At 68.6% G+C, this 20,041-nt stretch carries 22 protein-coding genes and 1 pseudogene; 9 read left to right on the top strand and 14 right to left on the bottom strand.

Features of this window, described 5'->3' with window-relative positions; all coding sequences use genetic code 11:
* Window positions 1-6: 6 nt before the first annotated feature.
* Together CSW62_RS01210 and recQ are read right to left on the bottom strand one after the other, a co-directional pair.
* The gene (locus tag CSW62_RS01210; RefSeq protein ID WP_099575403.1) at window positions 7-336 is read right to left on the bottom strand and encodes a hypothetical protein; all 330 of its coding nucleotides are present in this window, start codon (window positions 334-336) and stop codon (window positions 7-9) included.
* A 47-nt stretch (window positions 337-383) separates the two neighbouring features.
* Entirely contained in the window at window positions 384-2,225 is a 1,842-nt protein-coding gene (recQ, locus tag CSW62_RS01205) for a DNA helicase RecQ (RefSeq protein ID WP_099575402.1), read from the bottom strand.
* Window positions 2,226-2,430: 205 nt separating this feature from the next.
* On the opposite strand from recQ, the gene CSW62_RS01200 reads away from it, so the two are divergent.
* Complete coding sequence (locus CSW62_RS01200) at window positions 2,431-4,392, top strand: transglycosylase domain-containing protein (RefSeq protein WP_099575401.1); 1,962 nt, start codon at window positions 2,431-2,433, stop codon at window positions 4,390-4,392.
* A 10-nt stretch (window positions 4,393-4,402) separates the two neighbouring features.
* Here CSW62_RS01200 and CSW62_RS01195 read toward each other — a convergent pair whose 3' ends face one another.
* The 4 genes from CSW62_RS01195 to CSW62_RS01180 all read right to left on the bottom strand — a co-directional run bounded on the left by CSW62_RS01195 (window position 4,403) and on the right by CSW62_RS01180 (window position 7,532).
* Window positions 4,403-5,122, bottom strand: a complete 720-nt coding sequence (locus CSW62_RS01195; RefSeq protein WP_099575400.1) for a M48 family metallopeptidase — start codon at window positions 5,120-5,122, stop codon at window positions 4,403-4,405.
* Window positions 5,123-5,171: 49 nt separating this feature from the next.
* Window positions 5,172-6,434: a polyhydroxyalkanoate depolymerase gene (locus CSW62_RS01190; protein ID WP_099575399.1), complete on the bottom strand. Its 1,263-nt coding sequence runs from the start codon at window positions 6,432-6,434 to the stop codon at window positions 5,172-5,174.
* 132 nt (window positions 6,435-6,566) lie between these two features.
* Window positions 6,567-6,869 carry a hypothetical protein gene (locus CSW62_RS01185; protein WP_099575398.1) on the bottom strand — a complete coding sequence of 101 codons (303 nt, stop codon included), beginning with the start codon at window positions 6,867-6,869 and terminating at the stop codon, window positions 6,567-6,569.
* Window positions 6,870-6,941: 72 nt separating this feature from the next.
* Window positions 6,942-7,532: an SCO family protein gene (locus CSW62_RS01180; protein WP_099575397.1), complete on the bottom strand. Its 591-nt coding sequence runs from the start codon at window positions 7,530-7,532 to the stop codon at window positions 6,942-6,944.
* Between the two features lie 74 nt (window positions 7,533-7,606).
* Between CSW62_RS01180 and CSW62_RS01175 the strand changes: the two genes are divergently transcribed.
* Both CSW62_RS01175 and spdR read left to right on the top strand, forming a co-directional pair.
* On the top strand, window positions 7,607-9,007 hold the full coding sequence (locus tag CSW62_RS01175; protein ID WP_099575396.1) for an ActS/PrrB/RegB family redox-sensitive histidine kinase: 1,401 nt from the start codon (window positions 7,607-7,609) through the stop codon (window positions 9,005-9,007).
* Between the two features lie 76 nt (window positions 9,008-9,083).
* Window positions 9,084-9,641 (top strand): stationary phase response regulator transcription factor SpdR, encoded by a 558-nt coding sequence (spdR, locus tag CSW62_RS01170; RefSeq protein WP_099575395.1) that lies wholly within the window; start codon window positions 9,084-9,086, stop codon window positions 9,639-9,641.
* Window positions 9,642-9,690: 49 nt separating this feature from the next.
* Here the strand turns inward: spdR and CSW62_RS01165 are convergent, their stop codons facing one another.
* The 3 genes from CSW62_RS01165 to CSW62_RS01150 form a co-directional block, all read right to left on the bottom strand.
* Window positions 9,691-10,476 carry an SDR family oxidoreductase gene (locus tag CSW62_RS01165; protein ID WP_099575394.1) on the bottom strand — a complete coding sequence of 262 codons (786 nt, stop codon included), beginning with the start codon at window positions 10,474-10,476 and terminating at the stop codon, window positions 9,691-9,693.
* Window positions 10,477-10,672: 196 nt separating this feature from the next.
* Window positions 10,673-10,957 carry a 4a-hydroxytetrahydrobiopterin dehydratase gene (locus CSW62_RS01155; RefSeq protein WP_099575393.1) on the bottom strand — a complete coding sequence of 95 codons (285 nt, stop codon included), beginning with the start codon at window positions 10,955-10,957 and terminating at the stop codon, window positions 10,673-10,675.
* A gap of 27 nt (window positions 10,958-10,984) precedes the next feature.
* Window positions 10,985-11,626: an HAD-IA family hydrolase gene (locus CSW62_RS01150; protein ID WP_099575392.1), complete on the bottom strand. Its 642-nt coding sequence runs from the start codon at window positions 11,624-11,626 to the stop codon at window positions 10,985-10,987.
* A 142-nt stretch (window positions 11,627-11,768) separates the two neighbouring features.
* Between CSW62_RS01150 and CSW62_RS01145 the strand changes: the two genes are divergently transcribed.
* The 4 genes from CSW62_RS01145 (at window position 11,769) to CSW62_RS01130 (ending at window position 15,241) form a co-directional block, all read left to right on the top strand.
* Window positions 11,769-12,350 carry a hypothetical protein gene (locus CSW62_RS01145; protein ID WP_199170486.1) on the top strand — a complete coding sequence of 194 codons (582 nt, stop codon included), beginning with the start codon at window positions 11,769-11,771 and terminating at the stop codon, window positions 12,348-12,350.
* A 76-nt stretch (window positions 12,351-12,426) separates the two neighbouring features.
* Complete coding sequence (locus CSW62_RS26725; protein WP_099575391.1) at window positions 12,427-12,531, top strand: hypothetical protein; 105 nt, start codon at window positions 12,427-12,429, stop codon at window positions 12,529-12,531.
* A 74-nt stretch (window positions 12,532-12,605) separates the two neighbouring features.
* On the top strand, window positions 12,606-14,687 hold the full coding sequence (locus CSW62_RS01135; protein ID WP_233206586.1) for an AsmA family protein: 2,082 nt from the start codon (window positions 12,606-12,608) through the stop codon (window positions 14,685-14,687).
* Between the two features lie 278 nt (window positions 14,688-14,965).
* Window positions 14,966-15,241, top strand: a complete 276-nt coding sequence (locus CSW62_RS01130; RefSeq protein WP_099582123.1) for a YjhX family toxin — start codon at window positions 14,966-14,968, stop codon at window positions 15,239-15,241.
* 1 nt (window position 15,242) lies between these two features.
* Here CSW62_RS01130 and rsmD read toward each other — a convergent pair whose 3' ends face one another.
* Together rsmD and CSW62_RS01120 are read right to left on the bottom strand one after the other, a co-directional pair.
* The gene (gene rsmD, locus CSW62_RS01125) at window positions 15,243-15,806 is read right to left on the bottom strand and encodes a 16S rRNA (guanine(966)-N(2))-methyltransferase RsmD (protein WP_099575390.1); all 564 of its coding nucleotides are present in this window, start codon (window positions 15,804-15,806) and stop codon (window positions 15,243-15,245) included.
* Entirely contained in the window at window positions 15,806-16,432 is a 627-nt protein-coding gene (locus tag CSW62_RS01120; RefSeq protein WP_099575389.1) for a TMEM175 family protein, read from the bottom strand. Before CSW62_RS01120 ends, rsmD begins: the two co-directional genes overlap by 1 nt.
* Window positions 16,433-16,575: 143 nt before the next feature.
* Here CSW62_RS01120 and CSW62_RS01115 point away from each other — a divergent pair, with 143 nt between their 5' ends.
* Window positions 16,576-17,541: a CPBP family intramembrane glutamic endopeptidase gene (locus tag CSW62_RS01115; RefSeq protein ID WP_233206585.1), complete on the top strand. Its 966-nt coding sequence runs from the start codon at window positions 16,576-16,578 to the stop codon at window positions 17,539-17,541.
* A gap of 7 nt (window positions 17,542-17,548) precedes the next feature.
* On the opposite strand, the pseudogene CSW62_RS26720 reads toward CSW62_RS01115, so the two are convergent.
* Window positions 17,549-17,687: pseudogene (locus tag CSW62_RS26720) on the bottom strand (hypothetical protein); the annotation flags it as partial.
* A 24-nt stretch (window positions 17,688-17,711) separates the two neighbouring features.
* Window positions 17,712-18,971: a pseudouridine synthase gene (locus CSW62_RS01110; RefSeq protein ID WP_099575387.1), complete on the bottom strand. Its 1,260-nt coding sequence runs from the start codon at window positions 18,969-18,971 to the stop codon at window positions 17,712-17,714.
* A 53-nt stretch (window positions 18,972-19,024) separates the two neighbouring features.
* Between CSW62_RS01110 and tadA the strand changes: the two genes are divergently transcribed.
* On the top strand, window positions 19,025-19,510 hold the full coding sequence (tadA, locus tag CSW62_RS01105) for a tRNA adenosine(34) deaminase TadA (RefSeq protein WP_099575386.1): 486 nt from the start codon (window positions 19,025-19,027) through the stop codon (window positions 19,508-19,510).
* A gap of 49 nt (window positions 19,511-19,559) precedes the next feature.
* On the opposite strand, the gene CSW62_RS01100 is transcribed toward tadA, so the two are convergent.
* A complete protein-coding gene (locus CSW62_RS01100; protein ID WP_099575385.1) occupies window positions 19,560-19,979 on the bottom strand; it encodes a hypothetical protein in 420 nt (139 codons plus the stop codon).
* Window positions 19,980-20,041: the final 62 nt, after the last annotated feature.

Raw genomic sequence — 20,041 nt, 5'->3', positions numbered from 1 at the left:
CTGCCGTTAGTCGAAGTTGCGCGCGATCAGGAAACCCACGCCCAGACCGATGGCGAAAGCGCCCAGGGCGACGCCCATAGGGTGCTCCTCGGCCGTGTGATGCGCCACCTGGGCCTTGTCGCGGGTCCAGGCCGCGCCGACCTTGGCCTTTTCCTCGGCGAAGGTGCGGGTCTGGTGGGCCACTTCGCTGGCGGTCTCGCGGGCCGACTTGACGGCCTTGCTCACCGCTTCCTTGGCGCGCTTGGTCTTTTCTGAGGCCGTCTTCTTGGCGTCGTCCACGGCCGCAGCGGCGGCGGACGAGGCGTCGTTCGGGGTAAAGCTGCTGACGTCGGTCATGGGGGAGGCTCCTCGGCTTGACGGGGAGCTAACGCGCGGGGAGCCGGCTAGTTCTCCCGCACGACCTTCAAAACCGCCTCGCCGTAACGATCCAGCTTTCCTTGACCGACGCCGCCGGACTTGCCGAGCGCTGCCAAGGTAGCCGGGCGGGCGGCGGCGATCTCGGCCAGGGTGGCGTCGTGGAAGATGACGTAGGGCGGCACGTGCTGGGCTTGCGCCTGCTCCTTGCGCCAGGCGCGCAGGGCTTCGAACAGCACCTGGTTCTCGAGCGGGATGGTCAGGGCCTTGCCCTCGCGGCGCTTGCGCGCGCCCGTCGCGCGGCCGGTTTCCGGAGCCTCGGCCATCTGGCGTAGAGCGACCCGGCGCTCGCTGCGATAGACTTGGCGCACGCCCTCGACGTCGCCCAGGCCGATCAGCGGCCGGCCGTCATTGGGATCCTCGCGCAGCAGGCCCTCGAAGATCAGGGTGTCGAACAGGTCGCGCCAGACCGGCTGGCTGAACTCGCGGCCGATGCCGAAGGTCGGCAGCTGGGCCTCCTGCGGCGTGACGTCCTTGGTCTTGCCCATCAGGTGCTCGATCAAGCGTCCGCGCCCGAAGCGGCCGCCCATGCGGTGGACGGCCGACAGGGCCTTCTGGGCCGCCTCGGTGGCGTCTATGCCGGTCGGCGGCGAGACGCAGATGTCGCAGACGCCGCAGCGGGCCACGCCTTCCTCGCCGAAATAGCGGCGGACGGCGGCGGCGCGGCAGGTGACGCCTTCCAGCATGGAATAGAACTGGCGAAGCTTCCGCGATTGCGCCTGCTTGACCTCGTCCGGGGCGTCCTTGGTGTCGATCCGGCGGCCGGCCCAGGCCATGTCGGCCGAGCCATAGAGGGTGATGCCCTCGGCCGGTTGGCCGTCGCGGCCGGCCCGGCCGACCTCCTGCCAGTAGGCCTCGATGGCGGCCGGCGGATCGGCGTGGATCACGAACCGGACGTCGGGCTTGTCGACGCCCATGCCGAACGCGATGGTCGCCACCATCACCGCGGCGTCGGCCTCCAGGAAGTCCTCCAGCCGCTTGGCGCGGACGGCCTTGTCGAGCCCCGCATGATAAGCCAGGGCCGGGATGCCCTCGGCGTTCAGTTTTTCGGCCAGCTTTTCGGTGGAGTCGCGGCTGCCGGCATAGACGACGCCGGCGCGGCCGGGGCGCTCCAGGACGAGCTCGACCACGCGATCGTGGCCCTTGCCGCGCTTGCGCTCGGCGGAGAGCGCCAGTTCGGGCCGCGCGAAGCTGTCGACGAACTCGGCCGCGCCCTGCAGGCGCAGCTCGGCGCGGATGTCGTCGCGGGTCCGGGCGTCGGCGGTGGCGGTGACCGCCAGGCGCGGCACGTTGGGGAACAGCTCGGCCAGCCGCCCCATCATCCGGTATTCGGGCCGGAAGTCGTGACCCCACTGGCTGACGCAGTGGGCTTCGTCGACGGCGACCAGGGCCAGCGGCGTGCGGCCCAGGCGATCCAGCATCCACGGCTGCATCAGGCCCTCGGGCGAGAGGTACAGCATGTCGACCTCGCCGGCGTCGATGCGCCGCCAGATGTCGCTGCGCTCATCCATCGAGACATTGCTGTCCAGCCGCTCGGCCGCAACGCCAGCCTGGCGCAGGCCCTGGACCTGGTCGGCCATCAGGGCGATCAGCGGCGAGATCACCAGGCCCAGGCCTGGCCGGATCAGCGAGGGGATCTGGTAGCACAGGCTCTTGCCGCCGCCGGTCGGCAGCACGGCCATGGCGCTGCGCCCGGCCAGGATCTCGTTGATCACGCCCGCCTGCATGCCTCGGAAATCGGCATGGCCGAAGGTGCGCCGCAGGACGTCGCGGGCGTGGTCGAGTTCTGGGGATTCGGGAGGAACGTACACGGGCGTTGTTATGGCGATCCGTCGCCCCCGCGCCAAGGCGGGATCGAAGTCACGGTGGTTTCTGGATCCGCCCGAAATCGGCCCCGTTCATATCTCGTCAATCTTGTCGCGCGTTCTGTGGCCTTCGGTTAAACGGAACGCGCGCCCCACCGGTACGTCTGAGGGGGCGCGATGAGACCTCTGCGCGCTTAGGAACGAAACGACCATGGCGAATGGACCCTTCGGCGGGAACAGGCCGGCGAAGCCGCAACGCACCCCGCTCCAGGCCCTCGTCTACTGGGGCACGGTCCTGGGCGTCTGGGGCCTGATCTTCGTCGTCGCCTTCTTCGCGGTGTTCGCCAGCGACCTGCCGGACACATCCAAGCTCTACGACGTCAAGCGCCAGCCCTCGATCAACTATCTGGACCGCTCGGGCGCCCTGCTGGCCGTGCGCGGCAGCCAGTACGCGCCGCCGGTCGATATCGACGCCCTGCCGGAATACGTGCCGGCCGCCTTCGTGGCGATCGAGGACCGCCAGTTCTACCACCACTTCGGCTTCAACCCCTGGGGCATCATGCGGTCGCTGGCGTGGAACGCCACGCACGACGGCCCCCAGCGCGGCGGCTCGACCATCACCCAGCAGCTGGCCCGCAACCTGTTCCTGAGCCCGGCCCAGAACTATCGCCGCAAGGCCCAGGAGCTGATCCTGGCCGTCTGGCTGGAGATGAAGTTCAGCAAGAAGCAGATCCTGGCCCTCTACATGAACCGGGTCTATTTCGGCGCCGGCGCCTACGGCATCGAGGCCGCCTCCCAGCGCTACTTCAACAAGCCCGCCAAGGACCTGACCATCGGCGAGTCCGCCCTGCTGGCCGGCATGATGAAGGGCCCCGCCCGCTATTCGCCCGTCTCGGCCAAGGAACGCGCCGCCCGCCGCGCCACGATCGTCCTGGACGAGATGGTGCGCATCAAGGCCATCACGGCCGAGCAGCGCGACGAGGCCTTCAAGACCCCGGTGCAGGTCTCGGCCACCCTGGCCAACCAGCGCGCCCAGTACTTCACCGACTATATCGACGCCCAGGTCCGCTCGCTGGTCGGCGAGCCGACCGAGGACCTCGTCGTCGAGACCACGCTGGACCTGCCGATCCAGGTCTCGGCCGAGCGCGCCGTGAAGCTGGGCGTCGACGGCCACGAGGGTCAGGGCGTGCAGCAGGCGGCGCTGGTCGCCATGGACGGCGAAGGCCGCATCCGCGCCTATGTCGGCGGCGCCGACTATGCCGAGACCCAGTTCGACCGCGCCACCACCGCCCGCCGCCAGGCCGGCTCGGCCTTCAAGCCGTTCGTCTATCTGACCGCCATGGAGCAGGGCCGCACGCCCGCCGTGATGGTCGTCGACGAGCCGGTCAAGATCGGCAATTGGGAGCCGAAGAACTACACCAACAAGTATCTGGGTCCGATCACCCTGCAGACGGCCCTGGCCCAGTCGATCAACACGGTGGCCGCGCGGCTGGCCAACGAGGTCGGCACCAGCAACGTCGCCGCCACCGCCCGCCGCCTGGGCATCACCAGCAAGATCCAGCTGGACCCGTCGATGGCCCTGGGCGCGGTCGAGGTCTCGCCGATGGAGATGGCCCAGGCCTACGCCCCGTTCTCGAACGGCGGCTTCCTGGCCAAGGGCTACGGCATCGAGCGGATCCGCACCGCCAGCGGCAAGGTGCTGTACGACCACAGCGTCGACCGCCAGGCCCGCTCGGCCGTGATCGGCTCGCCGGCCCTGCAGTACATGAACCAGATGATGCGCCAGGTCGTCGCCTCGGGCACCGGTACGCGCGCCAAGGTCGTCGGCTACGACATCGCCGGCAAGACCGGCACGACCAGCGACTACAAGGACGCCTGGTTCGTCGGCTACACCGGCGGCTTCGTCACCGCCGTCTGGACCGGCAAGGATGACGCCACCCCGATGAAGCGGGTGACCGGCGGCGGCGCTCCGGCCGAGATCTGGCGCACCTTCATGGCCGCCGCCCTGCCCCGCCTGAAGTCCACCCCGATCCCGGGCGGCGTCGTCGAGCCGCCGCCGATCGAGAACACCGACCCGATCGGGGATTTGATGAACGCCCCGCCCGCTCCGGAAGGTCCGGCGGCCGAAACCCCGGCCGGGGCCGCGCCGCCGGCGGATCAGCTGCCTTACTAGGGGCTTGGGGCTAGGCCCCGACCGCGTGAAGCTCCGCCGCGTGGGCTCGCAGCCACGCGCGGTGGGGCGCGGGATCGCCGGCCAGTTGCTCGCACAGCGCCCAGAAACGCGGCCCGTGGTTGGCCTCGATCAGGTGGGCGCACTCGTGGGCGGCGACATAGTCGGCCACCACCGCCGGAGCCAGGATCAGACGCCAGCTGTAGCGGATCGCCGCCGGGGCGCGAGACGTGGCCGGACGGCAGGAGCCCCAGCGGGCCTTCGGATCGGCCACGGCCACTGACGGCATCGGCCGGCCCAGCGCGGCAGCGTGGACAGCGGTGCGTTCGGTCAGCACGGCCAGCGCCTCGCGCTTGGCCAGGCGGATGATCTTCAGCCCCCAGTTGGCGTCGTCGGGCGCGACGATGCGATCCCCGTCGATCTTCGCCCGACCAGGGCCGACCTCCAGCCGATAGGCCTGACCGTTGAGGCGCAGGACGCCGCCGGGCGCCAGGTTCATCCGCTCGGGCAAGGCCGCCAACTGCTTGGCGATCCAGCCGGACTTTTCCTGGGCGAAGGCCACGGCCTCGTTCAGGCGCTTGAGATTGGGAGCCAGGGCGACGATCTCGGACTTGGCGCGGTCGACGCGCAGCGAGATCCGCCGCGCCCGGCCGTCCACCCGCAGGCGAACCGGCCAGCCGCCGATCTCCAGTCGATCACCGTCGGAAAAACGTTGGGCCTTGAGCGCGAACATCCGCCCTTAGATCGCGTGACCAGGGCCGCGCCGCAAGATGGACGTGGCGTTACGCCTCTTCCTCGAAGTGCGGGTCGCACTTGCGGATGAACTTGCGAACGCGCGGATAGATCTCCTCGCGGAAGCGGCGGCCGTTGAACACGCCGTAGTGGCCGACGTTCGGCTGGACGTAGTCCAGCTTCAGGTCGGCGGGAATGTTCGAGCACAGGCCGTGGGCGGCCTGGGTCTGGCCGATGCCGGAGATGTCGTCGTTCTCGCCCTCGACCGTCATCAGGCCGATGTCGGTGATCGATTCGGGCTTCACCCGCGTCCCGCGATGCATCAGCTCGCCCTTGGGCAGCAGGTGCTGCTGGAAGACGATGTCGATGGTCTGGAGATAGAACTCCTCGGTCAGGTCCAGGACGGACAGATATTCGTCGTAGAATTCCAGGTGCTTGTCGGCGCTGTCGCCGTCGCCCTTCACCAGGTCCTGGAAGTAGCGGCGGTGGGCCTCCTGGTGGCGCTCGGCGTTCATGCTCATGAAGCTGGCCAGCTGGACGAAGCCCGGATAGACGCGCCGGCCCGCGCCCGGATAGGGCGGCGGCACGGTGTAGATCATGTTCGACTGGAACCAGGTGAACGGCTTGTCCTCGGCCAGCTGGTTGGTCACGGTCGGCGACAGGCGCGCGTCGATCGGCGAGCCCATGAAGGTCATGCTGGCCGGACGCGAGGGGTGGTTCTGCTCGGCCATCAGGGCGGCGGCGGCCAGGACGGGCGGACCCGGCTGGCAGACGGCCACGACATTGGGGCGCGGCCCCAGCACGGCCAGCATCTGGATGATGTGGTCGATATAGTCGTGGAAGTCGAAGCGGCCTTCCAGCACCGACACGTTGCGGGCGTTGACCCAGTCGACGATGAACACCGCGTGGTCGGGCAGGAACGCCTCGACCGTGCCGCGCAACAGGGTGGCGTAGTGACCTGACAGGGGCGCGACGATCAGCACGGCGGGATCGAGGCTGAACTTGCCGGCCCGGCGCATGTCGGCCATGTCGCGGTCGAACTGGATCACGCGCGCCCAGGGGCTTTGCCAGACCACGGTCTCACGGACGCGGACGTCGACCTGACCGACCTTGATCGAGTCTATACCCCACTTCGGCTTGCCGTAGCGGCGCGTGATGTTGGCGAACAGGTCCGCCCCGGCGTGCATGCGCCGGCCGACGGACGTGTCGGCCGCCGGATTCAGCGGCGATCCCCAGAAGTCCCGGGCCGCCAGCGCCATCTGGCGCATCGGGGTGGAGGCGTAGTAGGCCGCTTCGTGAAGAGCGTAGAGCATGGCGCATCCGCGATGTTGCAACGCAGCATAACACGCCAAAGCCTAAGAGAGTCTACCTTTCCACAGCGATTTGCGCCGCGTCATGGGCCGCTTCGCGGTGAGGGGGTAGCGGTCACCCGCTTCGCGCTTCTCTCAGTGGGCGCCGACAGCGAAAATGCTGACCCCATAGGCCGCCCAGGCCACGATGGCGACGATCTGCAGCTTTCGCATGCGGTCCGCGATCGCGGTCAGGGAAGGATCATTGAGCGCCAGATCTCGCTTCTTCCGGACGAAGCTGAAGATCGCATTGTCTATGAACCATGCTTTTTCGGAAAACTCGCGCCAGACCTCGGGGTGCCGGGCGACCAGCGCCTGTCTTACTTGCCGCACCAAATAAAACTGACCCAGCACGCATCCGAAGAACGCCGCGAAGGGTATGAGGATGAGGATCGGCAAAACCAGTCTCGCTGTCCGACGGACAACCCCCAGCCTAGCTTCGGCGCGCGATCTCCGAAAGACCGGCGGCTCTCAGCCCTCGCGCATCGCATCCGAAATCCGCCGGGCGATGTCCGCCGGGGGCAGGTTGTAGGGGATCACCGTCTTGAAGCGGCCCTTCTCGTCCATCAGGTAGATCGCCGTCGAGTGGTCCATGGTGTAGCCGGGGCCGTCGCCGACCTTGGCGTAGTAGACCTTGTAGGCCTTGGCGGCCGCCTGGACCTGCTCCTGCGTCCCGGTCAGGCCGATCGTCGTCTTCGGCACATAGTCGGCCGACAGATACGTCTTCATCTGCTCGGGCGTGTCGCGCGCCGGGTCGATCGAGATGAAGACGATCTGCAGGTCCTTGGCCTTGGGGCCCAGTTGGTCGGTCGCCGCCGCCAGCCCCTGAAGGGTGCCCGGACAGACATCGGGGCAGTAGGTGAAGCCGAAGAACACCGCGCTCCATTTGCCCTTCAGCGCCTTCTCGGTGGTCGGGACGCCGTTCTGGTTCACCAGCTGGAACGGCCCGCCGACCGCGACGGCCCCTTCGGACTTGAACACCCCAGCGCGCCACGCCAGCCCGGCGGTCACCGCGAGGCCCACGACGCAGGCCAGGATCAGGAAAAGGCGGTGACGAGGCATGTGCGTTTCATCCTTTTCTTGCCGCCTGTCCTTTTGCTCTCGCAACGCGGGCAATTCTGGACAATTCTGCGGCCATGTCTGACGTATCGTTCGCGACAGCGCCCGACGATAAACGTCACAAAGGGCTCGATAAGCCGGGCGACGAACCGGCGCAAGACGACGCCTGGTCCTGGACAGCTCCAGGCCTGCGTCGTGGACGCTTAAGGGTGCGCACCCTTCTGGCGCAACGCTGGCTATGGGTGGTCGGCCAGACCGCCGTCCTGCTGATCAGCGGCCTTGTCCTGAAGCTGCAGGTGCCTTGGGCGCTGTGCTTCACCCTGATCGCCCTGTCGGCCTGGCTGAACGTGCTGCTGGGCCTGGCCTCCAGCGGCCAGCGCCTGGCCCGCGACGGCGAGGCCACGGCCCAGATCGCCTTCGACATCCTGCAGCTGTCGGGCCTGGTCTATCTGACCGGCGGCGCGCACAATCCCTTTTCCCTGCTGCTGATCGCGCCCGTGACCCTGGCGGCGGCGACCCTGCCGGCCCGCTACGCCATCGGCCTGGGGTTCCTCGCTATAGCCGCCTCGGTGCTGCTGGCGCTCTTCCACATGCCGCTGCCGACCATCAACGGCCGACCGTGGCCGTTCGAGCCCAACCCGCTGATGCTGTGGACCATCGTCTCGGCCCGGATCGTCGGCATCATCCTGACAGGGGCCTATGCCTGGCAGGCGGCCAGCGAGTCCGCACGGATGGAGCTGGCCCTCAACGTCACCGAAACCGTGCTGGCCCGCGAGCAGCGCCTGTCGGCGCTGGGCGCCCTGGCCGCCGCCGCCGCCCACGAACTGGGCACGCCGCTGGCGACCATCTCGGTGGTGGCCCGTGAAATGGCCCGCAACGCGCCCGACGAGCAGACCCGCGAGGACGCCGAGTTGATGATCGGCCAGGCGGCCCGCTGCCGGGAGATCCTGCAGCGCCTGACCGAAATGCCCGAGGCCCAGGACGCGGTGCATGAGCGCATGAGCCTGGTGCAACTGGTCCAGGACGTGATCGAGCCCCACCTGGTGCATGGCGTCCGCGTGGAAGCGGTCGTCAATGGGCCTTCCGGCGAGACCGCTCCGGACATCTGGCGGCGGCCCGAAATCATCCACGCCATGACCTCCATCGTCGAGAACGCGGTCGATTTCGCGCGCGGCGAGGTCATCGTCATCGCGCGTTTCGACGCCCGCTACATCGTCATCGAGGCGCGTGACGACGGTCCGGGCTTCTCGCCCGAGGTGCTGGCCAAGCTGGGCGAGCCCTATGTCACCACGCGTCCGGGCGCGGAAGGGTCGCGAACGGGGCATATCGGCATGGGTCTGGGCTTCTTTATCGCCAAGACCTTGCTGGAACGAACCGGCGCTACCGTTGATTTTCGTAATGGTCGCCGGGGTGGGGCGGTCGTTTCGGCGCGCTGGCCTCGACCGGCTTTGGAAGCTCCCGGCTTTACGGGGGCTTGAGTACGAGACGGAAGCACGAAAGTATGGGTTATTATTTGGCCTGTTGAGTATTGGCGCTGGGGAGGCGCGGACTTCTATGGCGGATATCGGTGAGCTGGTTTCGGCGCTGCCGGACAAGACGCTCCTGTTGCTGGACGATGACGCTCCGTTGCGGACGCGGCTGGGTCGAGCGCTGGAGCAGCGTGGGTTCGAGGTGACGCTGGCCGCCTCCGTGGCGGAGGCCCTGACCATCCTGCGCAGCCATGCCCCGGCCCACGCGGTGCTGGACATGCGTCTCGAGGACGGCTCTGGCCTGAAGGTGGTCGAGGCGGTGCGCGACGCCCGCGCCGACGCCAAGGTCATCATGCTGACCGGCTATGGCAACATCGCCACGGCGGTGGCGGCGGTGAAGGCGGGGGTGGTCGACTACCTCTCCAAGCCCGCCGACGCCGACGACGTGGCCCGCGCCCTGCTGGCCGCCAAGGACGCGGCACCGACCCCGCCGGAAAACCCGATGAGCGCCGACCGCGTGCGGTGGGAGCATATCCAGCGGGTCTACGAGATGTGCGGCCACAACGTGTCGGAAACGGCCCGCCGGCTGAACATGCACCGCCGGACCCTGCAGCGCATCCTGGCCAAGCGCGCGCCGCGGTAGGTGACGCGAGACAGATGCTCCCCCGCAACGCGGGGGAGCATCTGTCCGATCACATCGCCGAAATGCCGCCGTCGACCTTGATCTCGGCGCCGGTCATGAACTTGCTCTCGTCGCTGGCCAGGTAGAGCACCGCGTTGGCGATGTCGTTCGGCTCGCCGATGCGGCCCAGCGGCACCTGACGGGCCAGCTTGGCGAAGGCCTCTTCCTTGCCGAACCGCGAGGTGAAGCCCTCCAGGATCGGGGTGTCGATGAAGGTCGGGTGGATGGAGTTCGAGCGGATGTCGAGCTTCATCTTGGCGCAGTACAGCGCGATGTTCTTGCTCAGCAGCCAGACCGCCGCCTTGGAGGCGTTGTAGGCTGGCGAGTTGCCGTTGGCGATCAGGCCGGCGATCGAGCTCAGATTGATGATCGAGCCGGGCTGGTGGGCGCGCATGTGGGTCAGGGCGTGCTTGGCGCCCAGGAAGACGCTATCGACATTGACCGACATCACCTTCTTCCAGAGGTCGAAATCCAGGCTCTCGATCGGGCCGTCGCCGCCGATGCCGGCGTTGTTGACCAGCACCGACAGGCCGCCCATGTCCTGGGTCGCCTTTTCCAGCACCTCGATCCACTGGTCTTCCTGGGTGACGTCGAGATGGTAGGCGAAGGCCGTGCCCACGCCGTGGGCGGCGTTGATCTCGTCGGCAACGGCTTGGGCGCCGGCCAGGTTCAGATCGGCCAGGGCGACCTTGGCGCCTTCCTTGGCCAGCATCCGCCCGGCCGCCGCCCCCAGGCCCTGGGCCCCGCCGGTGATGAAGGCCTTCTTGCCGGCGACCCGGCCCGTGCTCTGCGCCATGCGGCGTCCTCCCGATTATAATTCAAACGGTAGTTTGAACCGGGATGAGGCGCGAGGGAAGGGGTTTGATCGGACATGATCCTCCCCCGCGCTGCGGGGGAGGTGGCCCAAAGGACCGGAGGGGGCGAGCTTTGCCGAAGCATGAGTTGCCCCCTCAGTCGCTCCGCGACAGCTCCCCCGTATCACGGGGGAGCAGCTACCTAGCGGCGCTGTCCATAAACTTCGCCAGCGTCACGTCCAACTCCGTCACCCCATCCGCGTCATGCGTGGTCAGCAACACCTCGACGCGGTTGTAGACGTTGAACCACTCGGGGTGATGGTCGAGCTTGTCGGCCATCAGCGCCACACGGGTCATGAAGCCGAAAGCCTCGTTGAAGTCGGCGAACCGATACGTCTTGGTGATCGCGTCCTTGCCGGCGGCGGCGCTCCAGCCGTCGAGCTGGGCGATCGCGGCTTCGGCGCCGATCTTGGGACGGGACATGGACTTCTCCGAGAAAGCTTCGCCCCCTCAGAACGCCAATCCGGTCGCCTCGGCAAGATCGCTCAGCAACTGCGCCTCCGTCGAGACCTTGATGGCCTTCATCCCTAGGGCGGCCGCCGGCTTGCAGTTGACGCCCAGGTCGTCGAGATAGATGCAGGCCTCCGGCGCGACGCCCAGCCGCTCGCACATCATCTGGTAGATGCGCGGGTCGGGCTTGCGCACCCCGGCCTTGGAGCTTTCGATCACCGCGTCGAACAGGGTCATTATCTCAGCCACCGCCAGGGCCTTTTCGGGGCTCTGTGCCATGCCGGGCCCATGGCCGGTGGGGACGTTGTTGGTGATGCAGCCGACCTTGAACCGCGCCTTGCAGGCCTTCAGCGCGCCCAGCACGGCAGGCCGCAGGTCGCCATACAGCAGCGGCAGCACCTCGGCGCCCCGGACCGGATGGCCCAGGCGCGTCGCCTCCTCCAGGAAGAGGCCGTCGAAGGCCGTCGCGTCGATCTCGGCCCGCTCGAAGCGCGCCCAGGCGTTCGCGTCGGGATCGGTGGCGTTGACCGTGCGGATGAAGTTGTCGGGCAGGCCGCGTTCGGTCTCGTAGCGGCGGAAGGCCTCGAACGGCGAGGTCGTGAAAACCCCGCCGAAATCCCAGATCACCGCCTCGATCGCCATGGTCGCCTCAAACAGATGTTTGACGCAACGCTACCCGTCTGACGGCGCCAGGGGAAGCCTCCACGGCTACGCTCGCGCGACGGGTGAAAGGACAGTCGCGCCCGCACCGGAAATGTTTTGTTAACCCCGTCCGGAGTCGCCCATGATCACCTTTCGCCGCCTGACCACGATCGCCCTCGCCACGTCCGCCGTCCTGACGGCCGCGCCGGCGCTGGCCGGCTCGAGCCATGGCGGCGTCGGCGGTCCTCCGGGTCCGGAAGTCCTGCCGCCCAACGCCGCGGCTGGTCAGTGCTTCTCGCGCCGGGTCACCGGTCCGGGCGGCGCCTATCGCTGGGATCGCATCGAGTGCGACGGCGCCTATGGCGGTGGCTACGGTCACGGCTATGGCGGCGGTCGCCTGGACGTCGAGACGCAGCCTGCGCCCGGTTATGGCTACGGCTACGGCTATCAGGGCGGTTACGCGAACGCCTGCGACCGCTGCGGCGGTTATCCAGGCGGCTATGCCTATGGCGGCGGTTATGCCGGCGATCGCTACGGCGAGCGCCGCTATGACAGCCGGTCTTCACAGTCACAATATGAGTACGAGAGCAGTGCATACAGCGGCGGTTACGCCCAGGGCCGTGGGGGCCCGGGCGTGAACTATCCGCCGCCGTATGGCTACGGTTACGTTGCGGCCGGGCGCGACGAAGCCGGTTACCTGATCTGGCCCGGAAAGACGCCCTAAACCCCAAAGCGGGTGGCGCCGCCCTTGCGCCGGAAGCGTCGAGTTGCACCAAAATGGGACGGGGGAACTATTTATCATGCGCACGCCAAGCCGGCCGTTTTTCAAGGCCTATGAACTCGTGGCCATCGCGGTCTTCATCATCGCGGGGGTAGTCGTCTCCAGGATAGGCCTCGTCTACTGACGCGCTGATCCCGGAACAGGCCAGAAGGTCGTTTCGCTTCAAATTGGAACAGGATCGCCCGGCTCACGCGTTGTGTGGGTTCAATCGGAGCCACGATCCTGTCCACGCTCGACGTCACGCCCGCGCCCAAGCCGCCCCGGAACCCGTTCCGAGGCCTGTCTCGGCGCGCGCGGATCGGCATAGGCGCGGCCCTGACGCTGGTCGCGGCGATCGTCATCTTCCTGGTGATCTTCGACTGGAACTGGCTGCGTGGCCCGATCAGCCGGTACGCCTCGGCCCAACTGCAGCGCGAGGTGGCGATCACCGGCGACCTGCGCGTCCACCCGTGGTCGTGCTCGCCCAAGGCTGAAGCCTTTGGCGTGCGGATCGGCCAACCGGCCTGGGCCAAGTCGGTCGATCCCCAGGCCGGCCAGATGGCCCAGGTCCAGCGAATCGCCGTCCAGATCAAGATCCTGCCGCTGCTGCGCGGCCAGGTCATCCTGCCGTTCCTGGCCATCGACAAGGCCGACGTGCGCCTGCTGCGCGACAAGAACGGCCGAGCCAACTGGACTTTCGGCGCGAGCAAGCGCGACAAGCCGATGAAGCTGCCGGCCGTCCAGCGCCTGGTGATCAACGAGGGCCAGCTACGGTTCGACGACCGCCAGCGCGGCGCCCTGTTCGTCGGCACGGTCAACGCCCAGGAACGCGCCGGCGCCAAGGGCGGTCGCTTCGTGCTGGAGGGCAAGGGCAGCCTGAACCGGTCCGCCTTCGTCGCCCAGGTCACCGGCGGCCCGCTGCTGAACATCTCGCCCAGCCGCCCCTACCCGTTCGACGCCGATATCCGCGCCGGCTCGACCCGCATCACGGCCGAAGGCAAGGTCATCAAGCCGTTCGATCTGGGCCGGTTCGAGACCCATCTCACCGTCTCCGGCGCGGACCTGAACCGCCTGCACGACCTGACCGGCCTGACCCTGCCCAACACGCCGCCCTACAAGGTCGAGGGCCATCTGGTCCGCAAGGGCGACCGCTATGACTTCGAAAAGCTGTCGGGCCGGGTCGGCGATAGCGATCTCTCCGGCGACCTCTTCGTGCTGACCGGTCGCGAACGGCCCTATCTGGAAGCCGACCTGCGCTCGCGCCGGCTGGATTTCGACGATCTGGGCAGCCTGTTCGGCGCCGCCCCGGCCACCGGTCGCGGCGAGACCGCCTCGGCCGGCCAGAAGGTCGAGGCCGCGCAACGGGACGCCACCCAGCGCCTGCTGCCGGACGCCACTCTCCAAGTCGAGCGCATCCGGGCCATGGACGCCAAGGTCAGCTATCGCGCCGACACCGTGAACGCCCCCAACCTGCCGCTGCGCAAGGTCAGCGCCGAGGTGGTCCTGGACAAGGGCGTGCTGACCGTCGACCCGCTGGCCGTGACCTTCTCGCGCGGCGACCTGAAGGGCACAGTGCGCCTCGACGCCCGCCCGGCCGTGCCGAAGACCGATATCGACGTGCGCCTGCTGAACGGCCGCATCGAGGACTTCATCCCGATCAAGAGCGAGGGCAAGCCGGCCATCGAGGGCGCGGTGATGGCCCGCGCCAAGCTGACCGGCACGGGCAACAGCGTCCACCGCGCCGCCTCCACCGCCGACGGCTCGGTGACCCTGGTCGCCCCGCGCGGCCAGATGCGCCAGGCCTTCGCCGAGCTGCTCGGAGTCAACGCCTCCAAGGGCCTGCTCCTGCTGCTGTCCAAGAGCGATAAGGAGACGCCCGTCCGCTGCGCCGTCGCCGACTTCGACGTCCGGAACGGCGTCATGACCACGACCACCCTGGTCGCCGACACCGGCGTGGTGCTGGCCAAGGGCCGGGGCACGGTGAACCTCGCCACCGAGCGCATGGACTTCCGCATCGAGGGCGACAGCAAGAAGCCGCGCCTGCTGCGCCTGTTCATCCCGATCACCATCAAGGGTCCGATCATGGCCCCCAAGCCCGGTCTCGACGTCAGCAAGACCCTGGGCCAGGGCGGCATCGCCACGGCTCTGGGCTCGCTGATCAACCCGCTGGCGGCCCTCCTGCCCTTCGTCACCGCCGGCGAGGCCAAGGACGCTGACTGCGCCGGCCTGGTCAGCGAGGCCCGTCAGCAGGGCGCGCCGGTGAAGGTGGCGCAGACGACGGCGGCGAAGGCGAAGAAGTAGCGGTCGCTCGATCCACCGCCGAGAACCGACCTTGAGCTTCGCCGAACTTTCCCCCATCCTCCCGTCACCAACCTCTCTTGTGTGGTTCATGTCCGAGATTGTGCGCGAGGTCCGGGCCTAACAGGCTCCGAACCTCGGTTCGAAAGTCGCTAGGCCCGCTCCGCCCGCGCTCCGCCCGGGCGTGACAAGTCACGCCCAATCTCAGGAAGAGCGGGGTCTCGAAGAGACCCCAGGTGGCCGGCAGCGCGATCGTATGCCTCGATCTCTCGGACAATCCCTTGAACATCTCCAAACCGCAGCAAAGGACGCTGCACGCGCTGGCCCAGGGCGGCCGGATCGAACTCGAACGCGACGACAACGGCAAGATCATCGCGGCCGACTGCATCACCCGCGACGGCTGGGCGCTGACCGACTGTTCGGTCGGCGTGTTCCAATCGCTGAAACGCAAGCGGCTGATCGCCAGCCAGGACGGCGGCCCCTACCGGATCACCCGGCTGGGGCTGGGCCATCTGCGGGCGCAGCTGGACAACCGGGTGGGGGCGAAGGCGTGGTGAGCTAGAGCAACTTGTAGAACAGCACGCGCGCGGCGCCGTAGTCGCGCGCGTCGATCTGCTCGAAGCCTTCCAGAACGGGGTCGATCTCGCCCCGTCCCCGCTCGAACATCAAGATCGCGCCGGGGGCCAGCCAGCCGTGCGCGCGAAGCTCGGCGACGGCCTTCTCGCCCAGCCCCTTGGCATAGGGGGGGTCGAGGAAGGCGATGTCGAACGGCGTCCCGGCGCTGGCCGGGCGGGGGCCCAGATCGGTGGCGTCGCGGCGGTGCACGCGGGTGACGCCGAACAGGTGCATGGCGTCGATGTTCTCACGGATCGCGCCGCGCGCGGCGTCGTCGGTCTCGACGAACAGGCAGAAGCCAGCCCCGCGCGACAGGGCCTCCAGCCCCAGCGCGCCCGAGCCGGCGAAGACGTCGATGACCCTCGCGCCGTTCAGTTCGGGCGCCCAGGCGGCGTGCTCCAGGATGTTGAACACCGCCTGGCGGGCGCGGTCGGAGGTCGGGCGGGTGGCCTCGCCCGGCGGGGCGACGATGGCCTTGCCGCGATATTGGCCAGAGACGATGCGCATCAGGCGGCCTTCTTCGGCGACGAAACGATCCGGCGGCCGAGCCAGGAGAACCCGAACACCAGCACGGCCATCAGCGCCCAGCCCCAGGGATAGATGATGCTGTACATCGTCAGGCCGCACATCAGTCCGGGCAGGGTGGTCACGCGCAGCCATACGAACCAGGCCTCGGCCGCCGGCATGGGCTCGGTCAGCTTGCCGATGAAGGCGGCGTAGCCCCAGACCACGCCCATGGCCACGCCGATCAGCGCCACCTGGCCGACATAGATCGGCAGCGCCTGTCCGCCGTGCTTTTCCCACAGCAGCTCGGTGCCCAGCGGCAGCAGGGCGATCAGGCCCAGCACCAGGAAGTTCGTGAAGTCGAGCCCGCCGTCGGCGCGGACCAGACGGGCGAACACCCGCCTGTGGCTAAACCAGCAGACCCCGATCACCGCGAAGCTGACCGCATAGGCCAAGAGCTTGGCGCGCATCTGGGTGAAAAGGTCCGCCGCGCCCTGCCAGTGCTCGGGCGGATGGATCTCGATGGCCAGCAGGGTGATGGCGATCGCGAAGACCGCGTCCGAGAACAGCACCAGCCGATGCAGGTGCGCCGCGCCCGTGTCGCCCTTGCCCGAAACGCCGTCGCTCATGCCTGCCCCCTTACAACCCGTAACCGGATGTGTGCCGTCCCGCGCGCGCGGCCGCAAGCACCGGCTTTACAAGATCGCGACCCTTCCCTCTTAGTCGGCCCGGAAGCCAGCAACGCGTGGCGAGAGGCGAGCGGACGATGCGCATGGGCGAGCTGATGGAGGCGGTGAAGCGTTCACGCTTTCTGGCCGACCTGTCGCCCTATGACCGCGACCCGTGGCGGACGGTCTTCGCCGTGCCGGTCGGCATGCTGGCCGGGGCCGTGGCGGGCCTGCTGGGCGCGATCACCTCTGTCCTGATTGGCCTCCTGGTCGTCAGCGGCCTGGACGGCGCCCCGGCGGCCGGCGACCTGTTCAGCATCTTTTCCGATCCGAACCTGACCGAGCCCACGGCGCGGCAGTCGCTGTTCTTCCTGGCCGTGCTGGCCGGGGTGAACCTGGGTGCGGCGGTCGGCTTCGTGTTCGCCGCCGGGGCCATCCACCACCGCCGCATCACCGACTATATCAATCGCGGCCAGCCGGTGCGCTGGCGCCTTCTGCTGGGCGGCCTCGTCCTGGTCGGCGTGGTGATGATCGCCGTCACCGGTGTCGCCGCCGCCCTGGGCGAATCGCTGGATCCGCCGCTGTGGAAGGTGTCGCCCAACCTGGTGGGCCGCACCCTCTACGCCACCATGGCCATCGCCCTGCTGATCATGGCCTCGGCCGCCGAGGAGCTGGTGTTCCGCGGCTGGCTGCTGAAGCAGAGCGCGGCCTATGTCCGCGACCCCATCGTGCTGATGATCCTGAACGGCCTGCTGTTCGCGGCCATCCATTTCGACCCCAACATCGACGCCTTCCTGGTCCGCGCGGCCATGGGGGCGGGCCTGACCTGGATGGCGCTGCGGCTGGGCGGCATCGAGCTCGGCATCGGCGCCCACGCGGCCAACAACGCCGTGATCCTGCTGCTGATCCGGCCTATGACCACCCGCCCCGACTCGCCGCACGAGTTCAAGGCCGGCCTGATCGCCAGCGCCCTGGTGGTGCTGGCCGGCTTCATCGGCGTCGCCGAGCTGTCGGTGCGCTGGCCGGCCCTGCGCCGCTGGACCGGCGGCTCGAGCCCGGCGGCGGCTTAGGCGTTAGAGCGCCCCCTCCGTCACGCTGCGTATCCGCAGCGCGCCACCTCCCCCGTTTCACGGGTGAGGAGAAGGAAGCGCCTCTCCTGCCCCGCTTGCGGGGGAGGTGGATCGGCGCGGATACGCGACGAGACGGAGGGGGCGCTGTTGCGGCCCGCGCTTGATCGACCCTACCGCTTTGGACCGCGCGGGGCCGGACCGCGCGCGGGACCAGCGCCCCGCGCGGGTTTGGCCGCACCCGGACGCGGCGCCGCCTTGCCCGGCTTTTCAGACACGCGACGCGCCGCGCCTTCAGCCGGTTTGGCCGCCGGCTTGCCGCGCGCGGCGGGCTTGCCGATGTCGATGAACTTGCTCTCCATCGACTTGGGCGCGCGCTTGGCCTTGGGCGCGGCGATGCCCTTGCTGGCGCCCTTGGCCGGGGCGTGGGGCGAGACCTTCTTCTTCGGCTTGGCCCAGCCGGCCTTGTAGACCGGCTTCTCGGACTTTTGCGGCGTGTCGAGCACCACCGCCCGGTCGGCGCGCGGCACGCCTCGGCGCTGCAGGTCGCCGCCGCCCGGCGTGCCGGGGGCCTTCACGGCGGCGGCGATGCCGTTGAACTTCGGACGATCGCCGGTCGGCATGTTCTCCTCGGAGACGATGCCTTCCATCAGCTCGCGGATCACGCGGGGGCCGACCTCCTCGATCTGGCCGGCTTCCAGCGGCCCCAGGGCGAACGGGCCGTAGGACATGCGGATCAGGCGATTGACCTTCAGGCCCAGGGCCTCCAGCACCTTGCGGACCTCGCGGTTCTTGCCTTCCGACAGGCTGACCGTGATCCAGATGTTCTTGCCGCCGCCGGCCTTGTCGTGGGCCTTGTCGATCTTGGCCTCGATCGAGCCGTACTTGACGCCCTCGACGGTGATGCCGTCCTTCAGCGCATCCAGCTTGGCCTGGGTGGTGTCGCCGAAGGCGCGAGCGCGATAACGGCGGACCCAGGCGTTGCTGGGCGTCTCCAGGGCGCGCGACAGCTCGCCGTCATTGGTCAGCAGCAGCAGGCCTTCGGAGTTCAGGTCGAGACGTCCGACCGAGATCAGGCGCGGCAGCTCCTTGGGCAGCGACTGGAACACCGTCGGCCGGCCCTTGGGGTCGTTGTGGGTGGTCATCAGCCCGGTGGGCTTGTGGTAGCGGAAGATCCGCGTCGGCTCGCGATCGGCCACCAGTTGGCCATCGACGGTGAGGAAGTCGCCGGGCTGGACCTTGATCGCCGGGGTGGTCAGCACCTTGCCGTTGATCGCCACGCGCCCGGCCTCGATCAGCCGCTCGACCTCGCGCCGCGAGGCCACGCCGGCCCGCGCCAGGGCCTTGGCGACCCGCTCGCCGGGACCGCCGTCGAGTTCTCCGTCTTGACCCTCGAGTTCAGGCTCGTACAGGGGATCGTGTGGCTTGGTCATTTTCGGCGTCCTTCTCGGGCTGGGCGCATCTCTCGATGGGCGTTTGAAGGCTAATGCGCACTGATCTTTCTGAGGATCAAGACCACGCCATGATGCGGCTGGCGCTGGACGCCGCCCGCGCGGCGGCCGAGGCGGGCGAGACGCCGGTCGGCGCGGTGATCCTGGATCCGAAGACCGGCGAGGTCATCGCCACGGCCGGCAACGGCCCGATCGCCGCCCACGACCCCACGGCCCACGCCGAAATCGCGGCGATGCGGGCGGCGGCGGCGAAGCTGGAGAACTACCGCCTCACCGACCTGACCCTGGTCGTCACCCTCGAGCCTTGCGCCATGTGCGCCGGGGCGATCAGCCATGCCCGGATCGGGCGGGTAGTTTTCGGGGCCGAGGATCCCAAGGGCGGCGCCGTGGTCCATGGCCCAAGATTCTTCGCTCAACCCACCTGCCACTGGCGGCCGGAGGTGACCGGCGGCGTCCTGGCCGAGGAGAGCGCGGACCTCCTGCGCGGGTTCTTCCGCGCCAGGCGCAAATCCAAAGCGTGACAGCCAAAAGTGGACGCCGGTTTTGGCGCCCGTCACGCGCCCGAAAAGCCTAGCTGAGCAGGGTCGAGCCCAGCAGCACCTTGGCGCCGGGCTGGCCCACCACCCGATCGCAGGCCTTCTGCAGCTCGCGCGCGACATAGTCGAGGTCCGGCGGAGCGCCGCCGCGCAGGCCAGCGGCATAGACCATCAGCACCTGGGCGAAGGCCGCCCGCAGACGCGGCGTCGAGGCCTGGGCCCGCGTCATCAGCTTGGCGTCCTTGGCCTCGATGCCGGTCTCGATGGTCATCACGCCCCGGCGGCCGTCGCGGCGCAGGACCACCGCATTGATGGGGTCCAGCGCGAAATAGGTCGGCGGCGCCTTCTTCTCCTCGCCGCCGCCGTGACCAGCGAAGGCGACGCTCGGCGCGGCCAGGGAGCCGCCGGCGAGAGCGGCGATCAGGGCGAGAGGAAGGAGGCTGTTTCGGCGCATGCGTCCTTGTAACCCGCCGGGGTTGACGTCCTCTTTACGTCTGCGAGCGCACACAGGGACGT

The sequence above is a fragment of the Caulobacter sp. FWC2 genome (assembly GCF_002742625.1).
Lineage (GTDB): Bacteria > Pseudomonadota > Alphaproteobacteria > Caulobacterales > Caulobacteraceae > Caulobacter.
The sequence above is the reverse complement of the archived record's forward strand: the minus strand, read 5'-3'. Positions and strand labels throughout refer to the sequence as shown.